The 23,508-nt window shown below is 49.2% G+C and carries 15 protein-coding genes and 1 pseudogene; 2 read left to right on the top strand and 14 right to left on the bottom strand.

The annotated features are described in order from the left end of the window. Positions 1-61 precede the first annotated feature (61 nt). Positions 62-2,026, bottom strand: a complete 1,965-nt coding sequence (locus ACFORK_RS04415; protein WP_379196073.1) for a WG repeat-containing protein — start codon at positions 2,024-2,026, stop codon at positions 62-64. A 300-nt stretch (positions 2,027-2,326) separates the two neighbouring features. Between ACFORK_RS04415 and ACFORK_RS04410 the strand changes: the two genes are divergently transcribed. Beyond that, on the top strand, positions 2,327-2,509 hold the full coding sequence (locus ACFORK_RS04410) for a hypothetical protein (RefSeq protein WP_379196071.1): 183 nt from the start codon (positions 2,327-2,329) through the stop codon (positions 2,507-2,509). 177 nt (positions 2,510-2,686) lie between these two features. Here ACFORK_RS04410 and ACFORK_RS04405 read toward each other — a convergent pair. Then, positions 2,687-3,864 (bottom strand): annotated as a pseudogene (locus tag ACFORK_RS04405) (IS3 family transposase). Positions 3,865-4,537: 673 nt separating this feature from the next. Here ACFORK_RS04405 and ACFORK_RS04395 point away from each other — a divergent pair. Beyond that, positions 4,538-5,056, top strand: coding sequence for a Crp/Fnr family transcriptional regulator (locus ACFORK_RS04395; RefSeq protein ID WP_379196067.1), 519 nt, complete (start codon positions 4,538-4,540; stop codon positions 5,054-5,056). Here ACFORK_RS04395 and hmpA read toward each other — a convergent pair. The 12 genes from hmpA to nth all read right to left on the bottom strand — a co-directional run bounded on the left by hmpA (position 5,053) and on the right by nth (position 23,476). Beyond that, a complete protein-coding gene (hmpA, locus tag ACFORK_RS04390) occupies positions 5,053-6,312 on the bottom strand; it encodes an NO-inducible flavohemoprotein (protein WP_379196065.1) in 1,260 nt (419 codons plus the stop codon). The two genes, ACFORK_RS04395 and hmpA, sit on opposite strands and share 4 nt — an antisense overlap. A 394-nt stretch (positions 6,313-6,706) precedes the next feature. Beyond that, the gene (gene mglC, locus ACFORK_RS04385) at positions 6,707-7,714 is read right to left on the bottom strand and encodes a galactose/methyl galactoside ABC transporter permease MglC (protein ID WP_379196063.1); all 1,008 of its coding nucleotides are present in this window, start codon (positions 7,712-7,714) and stop codon (positions 6,707-6,709) included. A 215-nt stretch (positions 7,715-7,929) separates the two neighbouring features. Beyond that, entirely contained in the window at positions 7,930-9,441 is a 1,512-nt protein-coding gene (locus tag ACFORK_RS04380) for a sugar ABC transporter ATP-binding protein (RefSeq protein ID WP_379196061.1), read from the bottom strand. A 137-nt stretch (positions 9,442-9,578) separates the two neighbouring features. Beyond that, a complete protein-coding gene (locus ACFORK_RS04375; protein ID WP_379196059.1) occupies positions 9,579-10,673 on the bottom strand; it encodes a galactose ABC transporter substrate-binding protein in 1,095 nt (364 codons plus the stop codon). 312 nt (positions 10,674-10,985) lie between these two features. Next, positions 10,986-12,011, bottom strand: coding sequence for a substrate-binding domain-containing protein (locus tag ACFORK_RS04370; RefSeq protein ID WP_379196057.1), 1,026 nt, complete (start codon positions 12,009-12,011; stop codon positions 10,986-10,988). Beyond that, the gene (locus tag ACFORK_RS04365; protein ID WP_379196055.1) at positions 12,008-13,834 is read right to left on the bottom strand and encodes a sensor histidine kinase; all 1,827 of its coding nucleotides are present in this window, start codon (positions 13,832-13,834) and stop codon (positions 12,008-12,010) included. The genes ACFORK_RS04370 and ACFORK_RS04365 overlap by 4 nt, the downstream gene beginning before the upstream one ends. 3 nt (positions 13,835-13,837) lie before the next feature. Next, entirely contained in the window at positions 13,838-15,487 is a 1,650-nt protein-coding gene (locus ACFORK_RS04360) for a response regulator transcription factor (RefSeq protein ID WP_379196054.1), read from the bottom strand. A gap of 884 nt (positions 15,488-16,371) precedes the next feature. Further along, the gene (locus tag ACFORK_RS04355; protein ID WP_379196052.1) at positions 16,372-16,836 is read right to left on the bottom strand and encodes a GNAT family N-acetyltransferase; all 465 of its coding nucleotides are present in this window, start codon (positions 16,834-16,836) and stop codon (positions 16,372-16,374) included. Next, positions 16,826-18,016: a formate-dependent phosphoribosylglycinamide formyltransferase gene (gene purT / locus ACFORK_RS04350; protein WP_379197088.1), complete on the bottom strand. Its 1,191-nt coding sequence runs from the start codon at positions 18,014-18,016 to the stop codon at positions 16,826-16,828. The genes ACFORK_RS04355 and purT overlap by 11 nt, the downstream gene beginning before the upstream one ends. 156 nt (positions 18,017-18,172) lie before the next feature. Next, positions 18,173-21,841 carry a dynamin family protein gene (locus ACFORK_RS04345; RefSeq protein ID WP_379196050.1) on the bottom strand — a complete coding sequence of 1,223 codons (3,669 nt, stop codon included), beginning with the start codon at positions 21,839-21,841 and terminating at the stop codon, positions 18,173-18,175. A 655-nt stretch (positions 21,842-22,496) separates the two neighbouring features. After that, complete coding sequence (locus ACFORK_RS04340) at positions 22,497-22,763, bottom strand: NAD/NADP transhydrogenase alpha subunit (RefSeq protein WP_066363024.1); 267 nt, start codon at positions 22,761-22,763, stop codon at positions 22,497-22,499. A gap of 2 nt (positions 22,764-22,765) precedes the next feature. Continuing rightward, the gene (gene nth, locus ACFORK_RS04335) at positions 22,766-23,476 is read right to left on the bottom strand and encodes an endonuclease III (RefSeq protein ID WP_379196047.1); all 711 of its coding nucleotides are present in this window, start codon (positions 23,474-23,476) and stop codon (positions 22,766-22,768) included. Between the last annotated feature and the right edge of the window lie 32 nt (positions 23,477-23,508).

The raw sequence follows: 23,508 nt of genomic DNA, 5'->3' as shown, positions 1-23,508 counted from the left end.
ATGTTCTGACACAAAAAAAGAATGCACGCCTGATCAGCGAGCATTCGATGTATGCAAGATCTTAATGAAAGGACTGCCAGAATTCGCCTTCTGTCGAAATCAGCCCCATGATCTCTGCATAGGGGATACGGAAGGTCGGAAATCCTGCTGAATACGGAGCAATCTCATAGGGTGCAAAATAAAGGGACAATGCATCCTCATCTACAAAAAATGGCTGATCGGCTGAGATCCCCTTATAGGTTCCCGGAAAGACATACGAATACTGAGGATCATTTTGTATCTGTTTTCCAACAATTTCACTCAGCTTTTCTACATATTTGCTCCCCGGCTTAAACAAGTCACGCAATGTATAAAATCTGCCGTTGCGCAGATTGATATGGGTATGGATTTTGGTCGGCATGCCGTGGGCTGCCCCGAAAGGAAAACGGTAGCCGTTCAGCTCCAGTACCAACAGGTTTTTGCGGAAAAAGGTTACCGAAAAGTCACCCGTATAACTAAAATCCTGTGCGGTACCGCCACTACCGATATCTTCCGCCTTCGAAAGCTTCCGCAGCTTGTCGTTAACCTCTCTAGCCACCTCCTTATTGGAGATCCCCTCCACTACAGGATAATACACCAGATAATCAAAGTTCGGCTTATATTTCTTCTCAATTACGGAGTATGGGGCACGCAGGGGGATCACATCGTTCTGCCGCCAGACTTGTTTGCCGCTATGGTCATAATAGGATGTACGCTGATCGACATTCGCTCGAATCAAGCGACCGCTGAAAGTTAGGGTTCCCGTACCTGGTACGACTGGCGGCTGTGCTGACCTCTTGCCACTTTTATCAATAAAATATGTCTCTTTAGCATCATAGACAGAGGCTAGGCCCTCATGGTAGCTATTCACACCGAGCAGAGGATGGGTACTAAGAATCCGGCCGTTCTCTGCGTCTGCGATCACATAGCGGGAGCCGCGATACGGCTGTGAGGGATATACCGGCGTTCCCAATGCCACCCGCCCCTCTCCAAGCTGCTGAAGCTCATAATACTTGGCCGGAATAATCATTCGTCCCTGCTTGTCAATAAGGCCGTATGCATTCCCGAAGTTCTCCGCTGTATTCACTACCGCCCGGCCCTCATAAAAGGGTAGTGCAGCCGTAAATTGTGGCTTAATCGCCACACTTCCATCTTTATTCAGATATCCATATCTGCCGTTCTCCGTCTCCTGATAGGACAGCAAGCCTTCGCCTGGGCTGCCTACAAAAGGATGTTTATATGTGTAGAGCTGATGCCCATCTGGATCAATGAGTGCGAATTCACCCTCGGCAATCTTCACCAGTGCGGTCCCGTTCATAAAATCATTCGCGTCTGTATAGACCGCTGGGAGCACCTCTCTACCTTGACGATCCCAATAGCCGTAACGTGATGCCTGACCCGACCCCTGTTTTGAGAAAAGCGCGCGGCCTTCATGCAGCGAATTCAGATAATCGACCCGCGCCGAAGTGACTTCATGACCTTGCTCATCAATAAAGGTATATCCTTTCGCATCGGACACGACAGCCCGGCCCTCCAAAAAAGGTCCGATAAAGGAATAAACCGGCTTCACCCGCTCCTGTCCAGTATTGTCAATAAGTCCGCTGTTGCCTTTCAACTGCACCACTGCCAGCCCATTCGGCTGAAAATCCTCCGCATACTCGTACCGGGGTTCAATCACCGTAGTTCCTTCGTCGTTGATATACCCCCACAGGGTGCCTTCTTTCAGCTTGAAAGGAGCGGGATGTAAGGATGTCGACCGTAGCTCCTTAACCTCCCACGCAGGCTGCTCAAACGGAACCTCCAAAGACTTGCTCGAATAGTCCACACGATACAATCCTGGTTCAGCGGGAAGACTAACGAATAGATCATCATCCGCGCGAATAAACTCTTCTTCCTGCTGAACGCTATACTCGCTCCATTCAATCCCGTCCCATTTCCACACATCCGCCTTTATGAAGCTGCCATCACTCCCGCCGCCCCTCAGCTCATTCAGCTTGATCCTAAGCATTCAGTCGCTCCCCTTTAACACAGGCATTTGCCTATAGGATATGGGAATGCGGGCGTTTGTGTGTCATTTTATCGCATGGAAGTAGGCTGGACGGCTGGGCGGACGCTCCGTGAACGGGAGGTTGCTTCGATCGCTGTTATTCTCGGATTCCTGATGATTTAACCGCTATACGGTTGGAATCCGAGAATAAAGGCGAGCGCTCCGCTTCTACGCATTCCTCCCGTCCTCTCCGCTGCTTCCAGCCTAGCACTCTGCTTTCTGCGAGTGGAAATAACACAAATACACCCGCTGTGTGGGCGGGTGCAATGGGATAGGGCCGCCCTACGGTTGCGGGGCCCTACAGATAAAAAGCAAACCATTGGCTGCGGTTTCCTGACGGCAAAATCGTTAACAGCTGGGCGGGCGAGTGGCTGGGCAACTGGGCGAGCGCTCCGTGAACGGGAGGTTGCTTCGATCGCTGTTGTTTTCACATTTCTGGATTGAACCACCATCTATATAGGGCGCATGAAAAAACGTAGTCAAGAAAAAAGAAAGCTTATATAAAAAGTATGGAAGTGTAATTAACGGCATTTTTGCGCCTTAAATCCTCTGTAGCTAGGCGATAGTGGAGATTAAGTGCAAGATTGTACTTCTGTCAATAAAGTGGACACGGTAAAATGGTCAACTTGCAAGTTTTAGATTTCTGTAATACAACGATTCAAAGCGATCGGGTGAGAGATAGCCCAGTTTACTGTGTATTCGTTTCCGGTTGTAAAAGAACTCGATATATCGGAACAAATGGTTTTCGGCTTCTTTTTGAGTCTGGAAAATGGCCCTACGGTAGATCAATTCTCGCTTAAGGATGCTGTGAAACGATTCTATGCAGGCATTATCGTAGCAGTTCCCACGGCGGCTCATGCTGCGAATCATGTGGTACTTTTTTAGCTTCTTTCGGTATTTTTCGGAGGCGTACTGGCTTCCGCGGTCAGAATGGTGGATGAGCCCTTTTTCGGGCTTCTGTGCCTCGTACGCTTTGTCTAGAGCGGCAGAAACCAGTTGCACTTTCATCCGGTTTCCGAGCTCCCAACCGACAATTTTACGCGTGAATAAATCTAGAACGCTCGCTAAATAAACCGTGCCTTGGCGTGTCCGGATGTAGGTAATATCTGTAACCCATACCTGGTTCGGTTTTGTGCACACATCGAAGTGTTGGTTTAACCAATTCGGCGCAATAGGGAAGTCATGGTTCGAATCGGTCGTCTGGACTTTGAATTTACCCATAGCCTCTGAGCGAAGATCACGGGCTCGCATGAGTCGGCCTACGGTTTTTTCGCCCACAGTAAACCCTTCTTCATGCAGTTTTTGAGTGATTTTGGGACTGCCGTATATCGCGTCATTGTCATAAAAGTGGTACTCGATACGCGCTAACAGCTGTTCACGTCGCTTCTTCCGGTCACTGGGAGGCGTTGTCCGCCATTTGTAATACCCACTTCGGGATACACCGAGTACGCTGCACATCTTCTCGATCCGGAAGGTTGAGCGGTGTGCCTCAATAAACTGAAACTTTAGCTCCGGTCTTTGCTGAAGATGTGCATCGCTTTTTTTAGGATGGCGATTTCCTCTTCCAGATCCTTATTCTTCTGCTCTAGTTCTGAAATTTGTTTCTCTTGCGTACGCAGCTTACCGCTCCCCACAAACGGTTCATCGGGGAACTGGCGGTACGTCATCATCCAGTTTTTGAGTGTACCCTTCGGAATGTTTAGTTCCAGGGCAATTTCGTCCATGGACTTCCGTTGTTCTTGAATGTACTTTACGGTTTCTTCTTTAAACTGTTTGTTGTATCGCTTCCGTTCCGCCACGGTTACCACCTCTTCTAGTGTTTATTCTATTATCTTGGGTTGGATTTACCGTGTCTACTTTTTAGTCTAATTCAGATCGTACCTTAAATCTTCCAGAATACCCTGTCCAGCGTGTTTTATCGAAAAATAAGATACAATAACGCCCTTATTTACCTCTTTTGCCTATATTAAAGAGAAATAAGGTGCAAAAATGCTCTTAGTTGGGGATTGCCCTTTTTTCACAGTTAAAACGACTGATGAAGGGAATATACTACTTCTAGTGGTTGAAATCTGTCGACAGTCCCTGTTCCGGTGCTAATTTTGCTATGGAAAACTGCTATCAGACGAGCGCCTTTCGCCTACACAATTCCAAACTTCCCCGTTCGCTTATCTTTGCTTTTTATTAATTTCATTTGTTTGTCTTATATCCATTGTCCACACGCACTTGACGGCCAGGCTCGACTGGCATGTTGTCGTACATAATTCCTCTACCATCCATACGTACCTCGAGATTAAGCAAAAGTATGCCTGATTCGAAAGGGTCAGGTATGAATTATTCCCACACTTAGCGTTCTAACTCCTCTTTCACACTGAGCGAACCCGATGCTTTCAAACCTGATATACTATTAAAAAAGAACAGAAGCGAAAATCAGTTAGACCGATTTTCGCTTCTTTATCTTCACGGAGGTTAATTATGATATTACATAAAGGTGAAACTTTATTCAGGCAAGGTGATTCCGGACCCCTGTATCACTTAAAGAGCGGCATGTTAAAAATTGTGCGGCTCCATCAAGATGGATCACAGATTTTGGTCAATCTCATTGTGCCGGATGAGACCATTCCACATCACTCGCTGATCAGTCCAAATCCATATTACGGTACAGCCATTGCGCTTGTCACTTGTGAAATTGATGTTTTGCCAGAATTGGATTGGTATCAACACTTGGAACAAAACCCTGACCGCTATCGGGAAATCGCTATCCAATTACAGGATAGATTGCGGATCATGCAGCAGCGAATAGATCAGCTTTCCACCGTCTCTCCCGCTGAAAAACTTCAGAAGTTGCAAGCCTGGTTCCAAGACTATATATCACCAGCCACGCTAACCGACGTTTTGACTCAAGACGAGATTGGTCAATTCATCGGACTTCGTCGTGAGACGATTAACCGACTGCTGCGCAGCCAGAAATCAGAGTCTCATTCTACAAATTAGCGCTGTAGAGAAGCATCCGCTCTGGAGCTGTCTGCATCCCCTTCCAAGGTGCCGGCAGGTCCAAAAAACTCATAATGAACATCTGCAGCAGAAATGTCCAAGGCCTTCAACAAGCCGTGTACACTTCGCATAAACGGAACGGGCCCGCAGAAATAAAAGCTCGCGTCTTGGGAGGGAACTACCTTCTTCAACCAAGGCAGGTCGATATATCCCTCTTTATCAAAAGCCTTCTGTTCTCTATCCTGGACAGTTGGCTTTTCATAACAAAAATAGGTCTGGATGTTCGGATGCCGTCCGGAAAGCTCCTCAACCTGTTGTCTAAGCGCATGCACATCGCTATTCAAAGCAGCGTGGATAAAAGTGATTTGACGCTCTGACTTCGCAGCAGCCAAAGTACTCAGCATACTGACGAGTGGTGTTAGTCCTACACCTCCACTAATGAGCACAACCGGACGGGTATCCTGCTGATCCAGTGTAAATTCGCCAGCAGGCGCCGACAACCATAATAGATCTCCTTTTTTGACCTGATCATGTAAGAACAAAGAGACTTTCCCCGCCGGCTTACTAGCTCCCTCATCCTCACGCTTGACGGAAATTCTGTAATACGGTTTCCCTGAAGCATCGGACAGACTGTACTGACGAATATGTGTATGAATCTCCTCTGGAATTTCCACTTTCACACTAACGTACTGCCCCGGCTCGAAGGAAGCCAGTTCTCCTCCATCCTGTGGTACCAAATAAAAGGAGGTGATCACATCACTCTCTTTCACTTTTTGCTCCACTCGGAAGGCTCTGAAGTCTGCCCACCCTCCTTGCTGCTGTTGTGTCTGCTGGTACATTTCGGTTTCTACCCCGATAAAGACATCCGCTATGACCCCATAGGCCTCTCCCCAGGCTTGAAGAATCTCCTCTGTAGCGCCGTCACCCAGAACATCTTTAATTGCTGTAAGCAGGTTCTGTCCAACAATGGGGTAATGTTCTGCTTGCACGCCGAGACTGCGATGCTTGTGGGCAATCTGTTTCACTACCGGGAGAATCGATTCCAGTTTATCAATATGTTTAGCCGCGGCAATTATTGCGTTGGCGAGGGCTGTTTGCTGTCTACCTTGGCTCTGATTCGCATGATTAAAAATATTCAATAGTTCCGGATGACTGCTGAACAACAATTGATAGAAGCGCTTTGTGATTTCCGTCCCGTGTATTTCTAATACCGGAACCGTGGATTGTATGATTTTTATCGTTTTCTCGCTAAGCATAAAGCACTCCTCGCTTTCATTTACTTGGAATATGTCAAGTATATGAAAAGAAAAGCCTCTATCAGTGTGATTAAAGTCACATCATTTCGTAACGATTTGTGAATTGAATTTTTAAAATGTAATTTCTGTTCATTTCGGAGCGAAGCAAGCGAAATACCAAAAAGCGTTTGCGAGAAATAGCAAACGCTTTTTGGGCTCTGCTTTTTGCTGCCCTGCCCCCTCAGCGAGAGGATCGAGGCGTGACGAAGGGGAAGCTTGGAACTGTAGGAGCGACAGCGACCGTCTTTGTCTCCAGATTTCAACCGCGCCAGCGGTTAAATCGAAGAAATCTGGAGACAACAACGGCCGGAAGTCCAAGCATTCCCCGCAGTCACAACGTTATCCTCAAGCCCGACTATCTTTTCGATGAATACTTCCGCATATCAAACGCCACTGCCGCGATGATAATCAGGCCTTTGATAATCAGCTGGTAGTACGGGCTGATGCCGATAAAGGTCAAACCGTAGTTGATCAGAGTGAAGATGATAACTCCGACCAGAACGCCCGGCACGGTACCGATACCGCCGGTGGTGGATACACCGCCGACTACGCAGGCTGCGATGGCGTCAAGCTCATACATGTTGCCATAGTTGTTCGTGGCACCGCCTGTACGGGCAGCTTCCAGAACACCAGCCAAGCCATAGAGGGCACCGGCGATCGCGTAGATGTAGATGAGATTCTTGGATACATCGATACCGGATACTTTAGCCGCCTGAATGTTGCCGCCGATAGCGTACATGTTCTTGCCAAGTTTGGTTTTATTAAAGACCACCCAGACTATGGCTGCGACGACCAGAGCTATGATGACTATGAACGGTATTGAATATTGGCCACTGCCGAAGAAGCCGGAACCAATTTTGGTGAAGTCAGGACGCAGACCGCCAATCGGCTGGGACTGGTTGGGTTCCATATCAAAATACAAAGAGTTCAGACCGTACACGATAACCATAGTGCCCAATGTGGCGATGAACGGCGGCACATTGAGCTTGGAGACGACCAGACCGTTTATGAGTCCACAGATAAGACCTGCGATGATAGCGATGGCAATAGGAAACAGTACGTTCAGCTGCGGCAGATCCGGGAAGAATCGACGTGAATAATCAGGAATCTGCAGCATCGAGGCGGAAATCACCGCCGTGAAGCCAACGACCCGTCCGGCGGACAAGTCCGTTCCTGCTGTAATCAGAATAAAAGCAACACCAAGCGCGATGATAATCCGTGTGGAAGATTGAATCATAATGTCACGCAAAGTATTTACTGAAATAAAACTTGGTTCATAAAGTGCTATTCCCAGAATTAGCAACACCAATACAATGTAGATGGCGTTCTGGGTGACAAAGGACTGAGCTTTTTTAACATTCATTAGTTGTTCCTCCTCAAAAGTTACGCGTAGCGTAACTCCCATCGTAAGCAAATCTTGTTACTCGTAGCGCAACTAAAACCGTAATAATAACCTTGTTATGCGAATATTTAGTTTCATTTTCAGCAAACTCCGTTACTAGAACTTTAATTCACACCACAATAAAAACCTTGTTATGAGAAGTTTTTTCCTTTTCGCAAGCTAATCTCATTCCTATTCTAGTGCTGCGCGGCGAGTCGCATAACTTCCGTCTCCGTAGCCTGCTCGCCTTCCAATATCCCTGTCAGTTTCCCTTCAGACATGACCATGACCCGGTCGGACATGCCGAGCAGCTCTGGCATTTCTGAGGAAATCATAATAATGCTCTTGCCCTGCTTCGCCAAATCCGCGATGATCGTATAAATTTCAAACTTCGCACCCACGTCGATCCCCCGTGTCGGCTCATCCAGCAGCAGAACCTCCGGTTCAGTGAGCAGCCATCTGGCCAGCAGTACTTTTTGCTGGTTCCCTCCGGACAGGTTCATAATTTGGGTCTTGGTTGTCGGTGTTTTGGTGCGGAGTTTTTCGATCATTTTGTCGACTTCTGCTTTTTTCTTCTTCCCGTTCAGCAGCATATAAGGCTGCTGGTAACGGTCAAGATTAGCAATGGCTCCATTCTCATGCACCGATAATACCGGGAAAATACCCGTAACACGCCGTTCCTCCGTCAACAGTGCAAGGCCATGTTTCTTCGCATCCTTGGGGGAATTGATCTTAACCTGCTGTCCCTGGATCGAAATTGAGCCTGACTTAATATTACGAAGACCAAACAATGCTTCAATCACTTCCGTACGCTGCGCCCCCACAAGACCGCCGATTCCCAGAATTTCACCGCGCCGCAATTCGAAGGAAATATCCTTGAACGAGCGATGTTCTGATGAGGTAAGACCCTCCACTTTCAAAAACACTTCACCCGGCACATTAAAGCGCTCAGGGAAGCGGTTAGTCAGATCACGGCCCACCATTCTGGAGATAATCAGATCGGTAGTCATCTCCGAGGCTGGCCAGGTACCGATCTTTTTACCATCGCGCATGATGGTGACATCATCGGAGATTTCGAGAATCTCCTCCATTTTGTGCGATATATAGATAATAGCTACACCTCTTTTTTTCAGGTCCCGGATGATCCGGAACAAATGCTCCACTTCCACACTGGTCAGGGACGAAGTTGGTTCATCCATCACAATGACGCGGGAATGAAAAGAGACGGCCTTCGCGATTTCAATGGATTGGATTTTGGATACGGACAATTTACCCACCAAAGTCTCGGGATTCAGGTCAATGTCCAGATCTTTAAAAAGATTCTCTGTATCCGTAAACATCTTTTTGTGGTCAATGAATTGAATCGGTCCGATGCCTTTGGTCGGAAAACGGCCTAACCAGATGTTCTCCATCACACTACGGAACGGCACAGGATGCAATTCCTGGTGAATCATGGAGATTCCATTTTTAAGCGCATCATTGGAGCTTGTGATGGAGACCTTGTCGCCATCCAGATAAATTTCACCGGCATCCGGCGCATAGATTCCGAAGAGACATTTCATTAATGTAGATTTACCGGCACCATTCTCGCCCATCAGAGCATGAACCGACCCCGGTCTAACCTTCAAGCTAACATCATCCAGCGCCTTGACGCCGGGGAACTCTTTAGAAATATTGTTCATTTCCAGCAAAAACTCGGCTTGAGCCATGTTGTTACGCCCCCTACGCTTTTTTCTTTTCCATGAGAGGCACAGCGGTTCCATCCTGTTTCCTACCCGTAAGGAATATCAAGGAGCGGATAACCGCTCCCCATATCTATCTTTTAAGAATGTCACTAACATAATGATTACTTGGCATCCGCAACGTTGTCTTTGGTGATCTTCTTGTAGGATATCCAGACATACTGGTTGTCCGTAATATCGAAACCTACGTTGTCTTTGGTTGGTGTTTCGCCTTTTGCCAGCAACGAAGCTACAGTGATCGCAGCTTTACCCTGGTTGTTGGCATCGTTCAGAACGGTACCGAGCATCGTGCCATCTTGCAGTGCTTGAACCGCAGGAGCAGTTGCGTCAACACCTACTACCGGCATGAACTTGTCGCCAGTGAAGTATCCGGCAGCTTTCAGAGCTTCGATCGCTCCGAGAGCCATGTCATCGTTGTTCGCGAACACAGCTTCAATCTTGTCTCCATGTGAACCTAGGAATGCAGCCATTTTCTCTTGGCCTTTTACACGATCCCACATCGCAGTATCTTCAGCCAGCTTTTCAACCTTGATACCAGCATCTTCTACAGCTTGAATGGAGTAAGTCGTACGGAGCTCAGCATCTTGGTGTCCAGGCTCGCCTTTAAGCATTACGTATTGGAGCACGCCATCACCGTTCTTGTCCGCTTCTGGGTGTGCTTTCCAGTAGTCAACAATCAGTTGGCCGGACATCGTGCCAGATTCTTCTGCCTTGGCGCCTACATAGTAGACCTTGTCCCATTTCTTCATATCTTCCGGAAGCGGTTCACGGTTCAGGAACACAACTGGAATATTAGCAGTTTTAGCTTTATCGATAATGACGCCGGCAGCCGTCCGGTCAACCGGGTTGATCAGCATGCCGTTATATTTTTTGGTGATGAACAGGTCAACCTTGTCATTCTGCGTAGGCTGGGAGTTTTGGCTGTCTACGATATCGACGGTGGCGATACCTTCAGCCGATTTTTGAATCGCGTTGCGGACACCCGTCATGAATGTATCATCGAATTTGTAAATGGCTACGCCGACTTTAGGCGTCTCTGTATTTTTTCCTCCGCTGTTACCGGAACTTTTGGTGTTATTGGTAGGTGCAGAGTTGCCCCTGGAGCTAGTTGTGCTAGTAGAATTGTTATTGACGCCACAGCCTGCAAGAGCAGCACCCAGCAAAGCGCTGGCCAGTAATACGGAAGTGATTTTTTTCATTATTTATTGACCTCCTGATAAATTTCTTTTTCATTTTCCCCGCTCACTCTGGGAATATCTACATTATGCTTTATTTGAAAACGGTTGCGAATATAGAAAACTACTCTGTTTTATAAAAATTCTCATGTACAAAAGGGTTCATTATTCTCATATTACGTCCACTAAGTTTATCCTTTGGCGGTGGGAGAACCTCATCTTTCTGTGTTAAGCAATATAAGATTTGCCGCTCATTTGTCTGTGCATAAAAAAACCGGTGAACACATAACAGGGGATCATACCTCCTCCATTCATGCGTACCGGCTGTCAGCCTGATTATCTTACAAAAGGGAACAACAGCTTCTGGTTCTCCGGCCATAGCATGTTGTCTAAATCTATGATTTTGGTTCCCGTGTCCACTCGTTCCGGGACTTTGATACCTTCGAGAATCTCCACAGCGTGCTTGATAGCCAAATAGCCATTGCTGAACGGATTCTGCACTACCGTAGCCTGGACCGTTCCGTCCTGAAGCAGCTCCATCATCGATGGAGAGCTGTCAAAGGCCACCATTTTGATCCCCTTCAATCTCAATTGTTGAATCGCCTTGGCCGCGCCCTGTGAAGCCGTTTCATTCAAGGTTGCCAAGCCTCTTAATCTAGGATGCTGTCTCAGCATTTCCCTGGTCAATTCCTTTGCATTGGTAATATTAGAGGGGGTGTAGGCAATCTCGACAACATGGATATTGGGATAACGGGCGGCATAGTTCAGAAAACCCTTTTCCCGTTCATCTGCATCCCTCGCACCAAAATCCATTGCGGTAGACGACACCGGCGGGACATTCTCTGATGAACTTGTAAAGTTGATGATGCCGATCTCTCCGTGTTCATCCAGCAATTTGATCAGGCGCTCGGCCGATTTTTGTCCAGCCTCATATCCGTTGGAGCCAATATAAGTGGAAACTCTGGCTGAGCCCACCTCCGCATCCACCGAAATCACGGGGATTTTATTAAAGACCGCTGCCTTATCCACTACCTGCGCAAGCCCCATATAACTGCTGGCCGCGAGTACGATGACATCCGCTTTCTCGTTGATTGCATCTTCCACCATCGCGATCTGTTCGTCGATATCACTCTCCGAATTCGGGGCTTTAAACGTCAGTTTGACATTGAATTCCTGAGCAGCAGCCTCTGCTCCCAGTTTCACGGTATTCCAGTAATCGCCTCTGCTCATTTTGACAATCATATGGATACTCCGGGTCTTGGTCGTGCTGATGTAATCAGGAGGTGAACCTATGCAGGAACTGAGGATGAACCCTGCCGTAGCACACCAGAACAGGATCCGCCAAAAGCGTTTTATCGTCATACCTGAGCTTCCCCCTCCTTTTCTTCAGCAAATTCATGAGACGCCAGCGCAGGAAAACTAAGGGTAACTGTGGTCCCTTCTTCAATGACGCTTTCAAAGGAAATGCCGTATTCACGCCCGTAATAAAGTTTAATCCGCTCATTCACATTGCGCACCCCAACACCCGATCCGGTCTCAGCCTTGCATGCACCCGTCAGGATTGTGCTAAGAGTCTCCTTAGACATCCCAAGACCATTGTCCCTGATAGTAATGACGATCAGCTTGTTCTGCAATTCTGCCCGAATGGAGATCAGTCCCTCATCCGGCATCATTTCAATCCCGTGATACAGGGCATTCTCTACAATGGGCTGCAATATAAGTTTGACTGTCTGGCACTGCAACACTTCATCCTGGGCATGTATCTCATACTTGAATTTATTCTTGAAACGGAAGCTCTGAATCACCAGATAGTGGCGAATATGATCCAGTTCCTCCTGAACGGTAATGATATTCTTGCCTTTGCTAAGGCTGATGCGAAAAAACTTCGAGAGAGAGTGGATCATCGTGACGACTTCGTCGGTCTTCCCGCGTTCCGCGAGCCGAATGACTGAATTCAATGTATTGTACAAAAAGTGCGGATTGATCTGGGATTGCAGCACTTCGAGCTCACCCTTACGCTTCGTTTCTTGCTCGTAAATGATCTGATCCATCAACTGGCGGATGCGCTGAAGCATAAGATTAAAGCGCTTGGATAACTGCTCCACTTCATAGGCCCCACTGACATTGATAGGGATATTGAGATCACCTTCTCCCACTTGCTTGACCGTACGCTCCAGCTTGCGGATCGGGCTGGAAATCCGGGCGGACAGCAGAATCGAGACGATGATCACACACAGAATTACAACGGCCAGGAACCAGGGCAGAAACTGATTTAAGTCCCGTTTCGTAGTCACGATCTCGTCATAATAAGCGACACCGACAATTTTCCATCCCGTCTCAGCCAGTGTACGCACAGTAATAAATCGTTTCTCACCGGTAGATTCATCTAGATAGCTTCGATAAGCATACTCCAGAACAGGCTCCACATTTTCATATTTCAGTCCCGCATAGATTAGCTGCTGCTGCGGGTGGTACACAATATTACCGAAGGAATCCAGAATGTAGGCATATCCTCTCTTGCCGAGCTTGACCTGTTTGCTAAGTTTATCAATTGTGCCGAAGTTAAAATCAATCAGAAGAATCCCTGTCTTGCGTACGCCGAATTCGCGGTATTGAACAAGCTTGCTCATGGACACGACCCATGTATACTTGCTCTTGAACAGATTCTGGATGTGAGGGGCCGAAAAGGAGATTTCAGAGGTTCGACGAGGCGAAGTATACCAGCTCTGGTTCTCAAGCTGTGTATTGTGGCGCATTTCGAACCCGGGTACATTCAAAACTAAATCACCCTGAGGAGTAAACAAAGCGACAGAAACCAGATCTTCCCGGGACTCCAGCAGCGTGGACATTCGCTCCTTGAGCATAGGGGCATCAATATCCGGGGTAAGAGAGATCTGCGCCTCTGCTTTTTCATAAATATTGCGCATCCCCTTGGCGTACAACTCCAGGTTGTAGTTCACCTGCTCGATGATCTGCTGCATGTTGAGATTGGCATTCTCTTCTGCTGTCTTGGCAAACTTGTTGTACAGCATAAAGCTAACAAGGACGGCGACAAGCACAGCGATAAAAGTAAATGTAACAGTAATAATCAACTGAATGCTGCGCAGCTTGGCAGGTAATTTAACCTTGCCTCCAAAAGGCCGCTGTGGACGCAGCGGGAAGAAGGGTGCTTTCTCCCTCCGCATGCCTTATCCTCCTCTGGCGCTATTCTTGTACTCTTTCGGCGAAAGACCATATTTCTTGCGGAAGCAGAAGCTGAAATAGTTCGGGTCGGCAAAGCCGATTTTCTCAGCAATCTCGAACGCCTTGAGTTCCGTGGAACGGAGCAGCTCCTTGGCAGCCTCTAGACGGATTTGCAGGAGATAATTTACAAAGGTCATCTTCATTTCTTTTTTGAAAATACTACTAAAATACCCTGTGCTGATATGCAGATGCTGGCAGACCTTCCCGATGGAAATGTCGGATTCCTCGTAATTATCGCGGATATACTCCTTGGCCTGCACAATGAGCTGTTTGTAGCTGGACTGCCGCTCCAGTGCGATGGAATCCATGATCCGGGTACAGAGGTTGATGATCCACTGCTTGGTCTCTTCGACATTGTTGAACTTGTTCATATCCATTAAAGATGAGAGTCCTGAGCCAAAAAGCTCAGCGGTCTCATTGCCGGCTTCTTTGGCAACTCGGAGAATGGATGTCATAATCTCCAGTAAAAAAATCTGGTAATCCTGCATGGAGACCTGAGCAATGTCCAGCCCGGCAAACAAACCGTCCACTACCGTCGTCAGTTCCTGAACCGTTCCCAGCTTGATCGTGCGAATCAGTGACTGCTGAGACAGCTCATCATAATCCAGCATTTGGGTCGATCTCGACTCTACATCCTCAATCCAGATCACCCGGTTATTCCCCAAAATCAAACGGTAGTCCAGTGCCTGCAGGGCATCCCCGAAGGAGTTAAACAACAGTTCCGGTGACTGGCATACCGTACCAGCGCCCGAAGTAACCGTCAGCTTCAGGAAGCGCTGTACGTTCTGACCAATCTCCTCCAGAATCATAAAGGTCTTGGCCGTAATTTCGGCTTCTTCCTGCTCCGGGCTGACAGATAGCAGCACCACATAATCCCTGTGGATAAAGACTTTGCCGAAATCATGCTTCTCACATATTTCCTCGGCAATATTCAGGACGGCGAAGAGCTGCAAATTGCGGTCACCCGTGTCGCGCAGCGATATCGGTTGGCCTTCCTCCCGGTTCTCCCCGCCCACGTGCCGGATGTAATCCACACTGATAACTGACGCTTGAAACAAGCGGCCTTCCAGTGGGATGTCGTATTCTGCACGCTTCTCGTCGATTTCCGTACGAGTCAGACGGCGCGAAACCAGCGAAGACAGGAACTGTTCGCGAAGAACGGGAAGGCTCTTACGGTAATGTTCGCTGAGCACGAATATATTCTCTTTCTCTGCAATCTCCGACTCTATTGTCCTCTTCACCTTTAACAGAACATCTATTAATTCTTGCGATGAAAACGGTTTCAAAATATATTCGTCGATTTGCAATTTTATCGCCCGCTGTGCATATTCAAACTCATCGAACCCGGTTAAAATGATGATCTTCGTATTCGGATGGCGACTGCGTATCCACTCGGCTAACTGCAGTCCGTTCATAAATGGCATCTGGATATCAGTCACCACGACGTCCGGCAGCAGCCGGTCAATGGCATCAGCCGCTTCCCGGCCGTTCTCTGCCTGATCTACAACCTCAAATCCGTATTTCTCCCAGTCGATCTGCCCGATAATCCCTTCTCTTACATCTTCCTCATCTTCTGCAAGAATCAATTTGTACATGCATCATCCCTCTTTGGGTTGGTTTTGTTATAAAGTTACTCTCACACTGTTGTGATTTGTTTCAAGTTTATTTTATAACGCTGGTGTACAGTAAGTACATTCTATCTGATTCATTCAGTCTAATCTATGGTTAAGTTATGTTATCGCCTTTTATGAGCGGAGAAAATAAAGGATTAAACTGGCTCCAATATAAAAAACAACGGCAGTCTTGAACTGGAAAATAAGTCCTCGACTGCCATTGGTTTATTGATCTAAAGTTTCCGGTAAGGTTAATTTTTTCGTGAGAAGTATTTCCAAAGGTTGTGTATCAAGTCATAAACATCCTGCATCTTTGTAGCCTAGTTTTCTATAAAAATGTTGGGCTCGACAGTCTATATAAACCGAACAATAGAAATTAACAAAAGGCGAAGATGAGCGAACGGGGGAAGTTTGGAACTGTAGGGGCAAAGCGTTCGCCTGAAAGCTTTCCATAGACAAGCTAGCACCGGAACATACAATGTCAACAAATTTCAACCACTAGAAGCGGTAAATTCCCCTTCACCAGTCGTCTTAACAGTAGAAAAGAGGGGCCACGTCCCCAACTAAGAGCATTTTTGCACCTTATTTCCCCTTAATATAGGCTAATGAGGGGAATAAGGGCATATTTGTATCTTATTTTTTCGAAAAAGCACGTTGGCCGGGTGATTCTGGAAGATTTAAGGTACAATATTGCACTTAACTCCCAATAACCCTTAGCTACAGGGGAATTAAGGTACGAAAATGTCGTTAATTACACTTCGAGACTTTAACACTTTTATGAGCGGAGAAATTTCGCGGATTGTCAAAAAAATAAAAAAAAACCATCCCGCAAATCCGGGATGGGTATGATCGGTAACGCAGAAATATTATAGCAGCGCTTTGTTAAAGCGGTATCCTGCTGTTTTTTCGAACCCGATGTGCTTGTAAAAAGCATGTGCTGGCGCACGCTCCACACGGTTGCCGCTTCTCAAAAATAGCTTGCAGCAGCCTTTATGACGCGCCCATTCCTCTCCAGCAGCTACTAGTCTTTTGCCGAGTCCGTTGCCGCGGATTTCCTCCGAAACGATGAGCGCAGTAATCTCTGTGATGGATTCCTGCTGTTTGGAAAAGGAGCTTACCTGCCTGAGGCCGATCATTCCCACTACTTCGTTATCTAGTTCAGCAACAAGTGTACATTGGAGAGGGTTGTTCTCCATGCCTTCAATTCTCTCTTTCATTACATTTACCGTTGTCGGATAACCGAGTTCCCGCAGTAGGGCTGTTATACTCTCCAGATCTTCCATGCCACATTTGCGAATTTGCAGTACTGGTGCTAGGGTACTACTGTCCATTCTCATATACCTCCACTTTAAGCTTAGACGCTGCCTGCCTGGCGACCGTCCGTGCAATTTCCACATCTTCAGCCGCACTTAAAGCTACTGCCATTCTCCGTCCGGGCCGGGCTTCCGGTTTACCGAACACCCGGACCTGCGTGCGGGGAAGCGCGAGCGCCTCATCCAGTCCGGTTACTGCAAAAGCTTGTCCCGTGGTCTCGGCCTTAAGTGTTGCCGATGCTCCGGGTGTGAGTAATTGAACACATTCCAGCGGAAAGCCCAGAATGGCTCTGACATGTACTGCAAATTGAGATAAATCTTGTGTGGCCATGGTTACCATACCGGTATCATGCGGCCTTGGCGATACTTCACTGAACAACACGCCTTTAGAAGTCAGGAACAACTCCACTCCAAAGATACCGCGGCCTCCGAGCTGGTCGGTTACTGCTTTGGCAATGGCTTGTGCTTCCGCTAGCTGACCTTCGTCCATCTGATGAGGCTGCCATGATTCCACGTAGTCGCCGTCCTTCTGAATATGTCCGATGGGCGGGCAAAATACAGTTCCCGACACCGAACGAACGGTCAGCAAGGTAATCTCACTCTCAAAAGTCACAAAAGCTTCTACGATGACTCTGGTTCCCTTGGCTCTTGCACCCTCCAAAGCGATGTTCCAGCATTGCTCTGCATCCTCTGGATTCCGGCAGATACTCTGCCCTTTACCGGAAGAGCTCATGATTGGCTTGATCACACAAGGTGTGCCAAGTTCGTCGATAGCCTGCCGCAGCTCTTCCAAACTATCCGCAAAGCGGTAATCTGCGGTTGGCAGACCAAGTTCTTCAGCGGCAAGACGGCGAATGCCTTCACGATCCATCGTCAACCGGGCTGCTCGCGCTGTTGGTACGACTACAAAGCCTTCATCCTCCAGCTCCTGAAGGGCGTGGGTTGCAATGGCTTCAATCTCCGGTACAATGACGTCCGGCTTTTCCATGCGAATCAGCGCCTTAAGGGCATCCGCATCCAGCATGTCAATTACGTGAGAGCGATGAGCCACTCCCATAGCCGGGGCATCCTTATAACGGTCTACTGCGATGGTCTCTACGCCAAGGCGTTGAGCTTCAATGATAACTTCCTTACCCAGTTCACCGCTGCCCAGCAGCAGCAGCTTGCGGCTTTGAGTTGAAAAAGGAGCTCCCCACATTGTCGACTTCAACCTCTTTCAGCAATAATCTGTCACTTTCTGTACCTTTCAGTAAAAGTAACAGTATCCATGGATTTTACATACTTCTTTATTTTCATCCATCATCCGCAAGATTGCAAGTGTTCTTCGACAATTTACTACAATCTTCACTTTTCATTACGCTTTCTTGTCGAAAGTTTCTCCAAAACGTCGCAATTGCAAGGCCAATTCACCCCATCTCTCCGCCGAATCACCCCCTTTCTGCAGATTCGACATGGCTTCCTCCTGCTCGGATAATCTTTCACGCAGTCGATCCGCTGCAATATTAAGGGCTGTCCGAGCATTGGCCGCGTAATGTTCTAGCAGTCGGGGCTCCTGAGCAGCCGCTGCAACGGCAACGGCTTCCTTCAACAGTGGCTCCACTGCGGATTTGAGCTTGTCCCGCCCACCGCCTTCAAAAAATTGACGCGGAGACTTGAACAGCCCCCATAAGGAAGTCCATTGCACTGGCTGAAGTTGCAATTCTATTACTGTCGGTGGGCTCCATTGGATTTCTTCATCATCCACAAGTTGAGCTTCGCCTTCCATAAAAGGCAGTTCAGCGGTTGCAGCTGCCACAGCTTCATGGACCAACCTGTTCCCGGCGACTTCAAGCCGAAGGGTCGTCGCCCATAGCTCTTGTTCCAGTTCACGTTGCACACTTCGCCACAGCTCCGCTCCACAAGCCGAGAAGATTTCTTTCAGATTCCCAGCTTCTTCGCGCAGCAGTGATGGGTGGAAGGATTCCTGGAAGAAACGGCCGAAGGTGAACCCGATACGCTGCCGCACATGGTACAGCAGTTCTTCTCCTTCACGGCGAAGACTATCAACCGGACGGGCTTCGGTCTGCAGAAGAACGAGCCGTTCTTCCGCCTGCCCCATTCGTTCCTTCAGGAGAAGTGCTTCCGCTTCACGCTGGCTCTCCTCACGGGAAGCCAAAGCTTGCCATTCCTCCGCACGATGGACGACTGAGGCCAGACTCTCCTGTGCAGCAGCAAGTGATAACTGAGGTAGCTCTTCACCAGCAAACTGAGAGAGGACTTGCTCAAAATGCTCGAAACGGGATTGTTCATAAGTCTCACGCTGACCTGAAGTTTTGCCCTCCAGCGCTAGCAAGCTCGACAGCGCATATATCCGCGGAGCATGCAGTCCACCCTCCCGCAAATTCCGGGCCACATGACCCCGAACCTCCTCTAGTTCCTCTTCATCAGAAGCTAAATCAGAGGCATTGATGATAAAGAACATTTTGTCCAGGGCAAAGCTGTCCTTGATTCGTCCCAGCTGTGCCAGCAGCCCCCGATCAGCCTTGGAAAAGGCATGATTGTAATAGGTGACAAATACGATGGCATCTGCTTCTTTCATGTACCCGAAGGTGACCCCGGTGTGCCTTGCATGCAGGGAGTCCGCCCCGGGGGTATCTACCAGTACAATACCGCTCTCGGTCAGTGGGCAAGCATAATACAGATCGATGCCTTGCACAAAGCAAGCCCGCGTCTCCTCCGCAACCAACTGCCGGTACTCTTCCAGCCCGATGGTCCGCACGGTTCCCAGTAGCGGCTCGGCTTCCTTCCAGCCGGAGGCTGCGGCCCGCAGGAAACCGGCATGCGGCAGTGCAGAAGGATGAATGCCCCCCAGGGGCAGACTGGACAACACCGTACTCCAGGATTCGGGCTGCGGCGCGCCCAGCCCCAGCACATTGAAGGAATGGGTGATATCGTCCCAGATATCAGCCTGTGACTTCATGGTCACAACCGCGCTGGCATGCCGGAATTCCCCTTCCGGCGCCAGAATGCGACCCACCGCCGCCGTGGCAGGATGAGGAGACACGGGCAGCACCTCTTCGCCCAGCAAAGCGTTGGCGAAGGAGGATTTGCCGGCGCTGAACGCTCCGAACAGCGCCAATGTAAAGCGGCCGCTGGCGAGGTCCTTCGCCCGCGCCGCCAGGCTGCGCGCGGCTGAGGCCATGGCCGGCTCGCCGCGCAGCAGCTCGCTTGCCGCCGCCAACGCACCTGCGGCGGCGGACAATCGTCGCCGTCCACCGGCCGGCGACAGTGCACCCGCCGCCCAGCCTGGGGCGGCGCTTGGTTCGGCCGCTGTGCGCTGAGGCGGCCGGGTGTCACGCGCCGCCTCTGCGGCAGGCGCGTGCTGGGCAGTCCTCACCTCCGGCAGGGTGCCGGGGGTGAGGCTGCGGCGCGGCGGCAGCAGCGCCGCGAGTTCGGCCGCGCGGAGCTCCGCCGCGCGGTCGAGGGCCGCGAGCGCAGCGGCGGCGGTAGCCTGCTGCGCGAGGGCTGCTTCGCGGCGCGCAAGCTCTGCGCGCCGCTCCTCCATGAGCGGCGGCAGCTTCGCCAGCAGCTCATCGCCGAGATCCAGCGCGGTGCGGCGGTAACGGCTCTTGATCTCTGCCGCAAGACTGCGGCAGAGATTGAGCAGCGCCTCACCCGTATGACCACTTCCCGGCTTCACCGAGCCCGCCAGCCACTCCGAGCTCACCGCCGGGAAGCCTGCCTTCAGCTTACTGTCCGCCTCCTCCGTCCACAGCTCCAGCGCTTCCGCCCATTCCCGAAGCAGTGGCCCTGTATGCCACTCGATCTGGGCGGACACCTCGCGGGCCAGCAGCGTATGCCAGGCGGCCAGCCGCTGGCTCTGCTCCCTTTCCCGCTTGGCAGCGGTGAAGAACAGCCCCCGCCGGAAGCCCGGGCTTATGCTCTCCACATACGCCCCTGCCGCCTCTCGTACATCGGCGGGCATGAGATTGGCATTGCCCAGTAGATTCTCTAGTGCCGAGCGAAACTGCTGTCTAGAGTGCTCGGGAAGATCCTCCAAGTCCTTCTTCTTCTGCTCTAGGGAAGTCAGCTCCCGCTCTACAGCCTCACGGTTTGTACCATCCAGTTGCTGTAGCCACTGCTCTCTCTCTTCACGCTGCTCTTCGCGGTACGATGCCAGCATAGTCTCCCCTGTATGGTGAATAGAACGCGACAAGCTGAATTGCAGCAATTCCTGTCTGGAGGACAACAACTTAGTAATTAGCTTCAGCAGTTCCTCCCATTGGTTCAGCGGATGCTCCTTAACCTTTAACGAAGTAAACAAGATCCCGCTGTGCTTAATTACCCAATGATGGAAAGCGCTTTCCAGTTGCTCTTGATATTCCGCGATAGGAATCTCCCGTTCACGGTGCTTGTCAATCTGGTTGATAATCAGATAAAGCGGTTTACCCCAATCGCTGAGATTTTTGGCAAAGGCCAAATTATTCTCCGACTGCACATGGTTGTAATCCATCACGTAGAACACAACATCCGCCAAATGAAGTGCCGACCGAGTCGCTGTCTGGTGCCCGTCATCCGTGGAATCCACGCCCGGCGTATCCATCAAGACTCCATGGGAACCGAGTAGCGCCGCATCCTCCCAGACCTCAATTGCCGAATACTCGCCACCATCACGGCAGTATTCCTGCAACCGCTCCTGAGTCGTTTCCCAAGGTACCACAGTCTCGCCTGCTCCCGCTCGAGGATAAATCAGCACACGCGGGGAACCGTTACGGATCGATACAATATTGGCACTAGTAGGTACCGGACCGGAAGGAAGTACGGTGCTTCCACACAGCTTGTTGATCATACTGGATTTCCCGGCAGAAAAATGTCCGCAAAAAGCAATTGTCAGCTCATTCGCCTTTTCTTTTTCCAGCAAATCACCAAAAATCTGCCCGGTCTCCTCAGCACCCCAGCGTTCAGACAATTCTTTCAATTGCAAAAGCTCTACTGTGGTTTCACTATCGGCTGTTCTCTCTGCTTTGGCTTGTTCCGTTCCCATCCGCTCTCCACCTCTACTCTAGCCTTATCGTCCATCGTTCTGAGTGAATTAACGGGAAATACTCCAGCTAATTCTCAGGAAACTCCTTTTTTCATCCAAATAACAGGAATTTCTCCAGTTAAAACAATCAACAGGTTCACATAGCAGCAAATATGTTGGAACAACGGGAGAAATTCCCGTTATATATCAAATCTGCACCTAAAGTGCCGAAATAACATGATTTTTTCCCGTTATAGTTTGCAAGACCCGTTATAGTTTACAAGAATAGAATAATTCTATTTTATCACCGGTCTGCCACAAATCAAATGCACACTAATTACAAAATAACCTATAATCCCCTACGAAGAGACTAGGCCCGCCCTGAGCTTTAAACAACTTGAGTAATCCTTCTCCATTCCGAACCGCGTGAGCCTCCCGGCGCGCGGTGCGTGGCCCAAGGTGGTGGTCAAACCTCTTGCCGTTCGAAGTAATATTTTATAAATATAATCAGAGGGACTGCTGACGTTTCAGGTTGTCTCCCGGCTACCGCCATCTTAGATACCTACAAGAATAGGCCAACTAGAAGTTTATGGCTGACCTATGCATACGAAAAAGAGCCTGCCCGGGGGCAGACTCCTTCATTATTACGGATGAATCACAGATCATCCCGAATGTGTTATGCACTTTCCAATTCAGGCAGCAGAATTTCGAATACTTTACCATGTTGGAGAATAGTCAGGCCACGGGATTTGTCTCTCATGACAACTACCTCAGGCTTTTGCGACATACGCTCCAGGTAGTGTTCAGGCACTTCGCCGGAATGGCTGATCGTGATGCCTTCAACTTCCTGCTCTTCGTTCTCTTCAAGCGGGCTATCCACTACGCGGTCAAAAATATCCGAAAACACTTCAAAATTGTCAGTGTACACAGAAATGCACTTCATCTCTATCCCATCCTCTTCTTCATCTCTAACTCTTTGCTCTTTCGCATATGATCTTTATCTTTCCTGATCACAGACGATTTCATACGTTTCTTTCCCTCACGGCATACATCAAGAAGCGGACAAACCTGACATCCCGGGTTCTGGGCCTTACAGTGATATCTGCCGAAAAAAATGAGCCGGTGGTGCGTCAGCGTCCATTCATCCTTCGGCACCGCCTTCATCAGCTTCTTCTCCACTTCCAGCACAGAATCTTTCCAGCCTGCCAAGGCAAGCCGCTTCGCGACCCGCTCCACATGCGTATCTACAGCAATCGCAGGCACACCAAAAGCATTTGACACCACCACGTTAGCGGTCTTCCGACCAACACCTGGCAGCGTAACCAGTTGATCATGAGCCTGGGGAATTTCGCCCCCATATTGCTCAATCAGGATGGAGCAGAGGCTCTGTATATGCTTTGCTTTGTTGCGGTAGAGGCCGATGCGCCGGATATCCCCTTCCAGCTCCTCTATAGGCACGGAGATGTAGTCCAGGGGAGTCTTATACTTTTGGAACAGATCCACGGTTACTTTATTCACCGTAGCATCCGTACATTGGGCTGAGAGCAGCACCGCTATCGTTAATTCAAAAGCGTTGCTATGATTCAGCTCACAATGCGCATCAGGAAACAAGTCACCCATCGTATCCAGAATGTGGCGGACTTCTGCAACCTTCATAGCGTCCCTCCGCTTCACAAATTACGCTGGAC

The sequence above is a fragment of the Paenibacillus sp. GCM10012306 genome (assembly GCF_042649265.1).
Lineage (GTDB): Bacteria > Bacillota > Bacilli > Paenibacillales > Paenibacillaceae > Paenibacillus_AQ.
The sequence above is the reverse complement of the archived record's forward strand: the minus strand, read 5'-3'. Positions and strand labels throughout refer to the sequence as shown.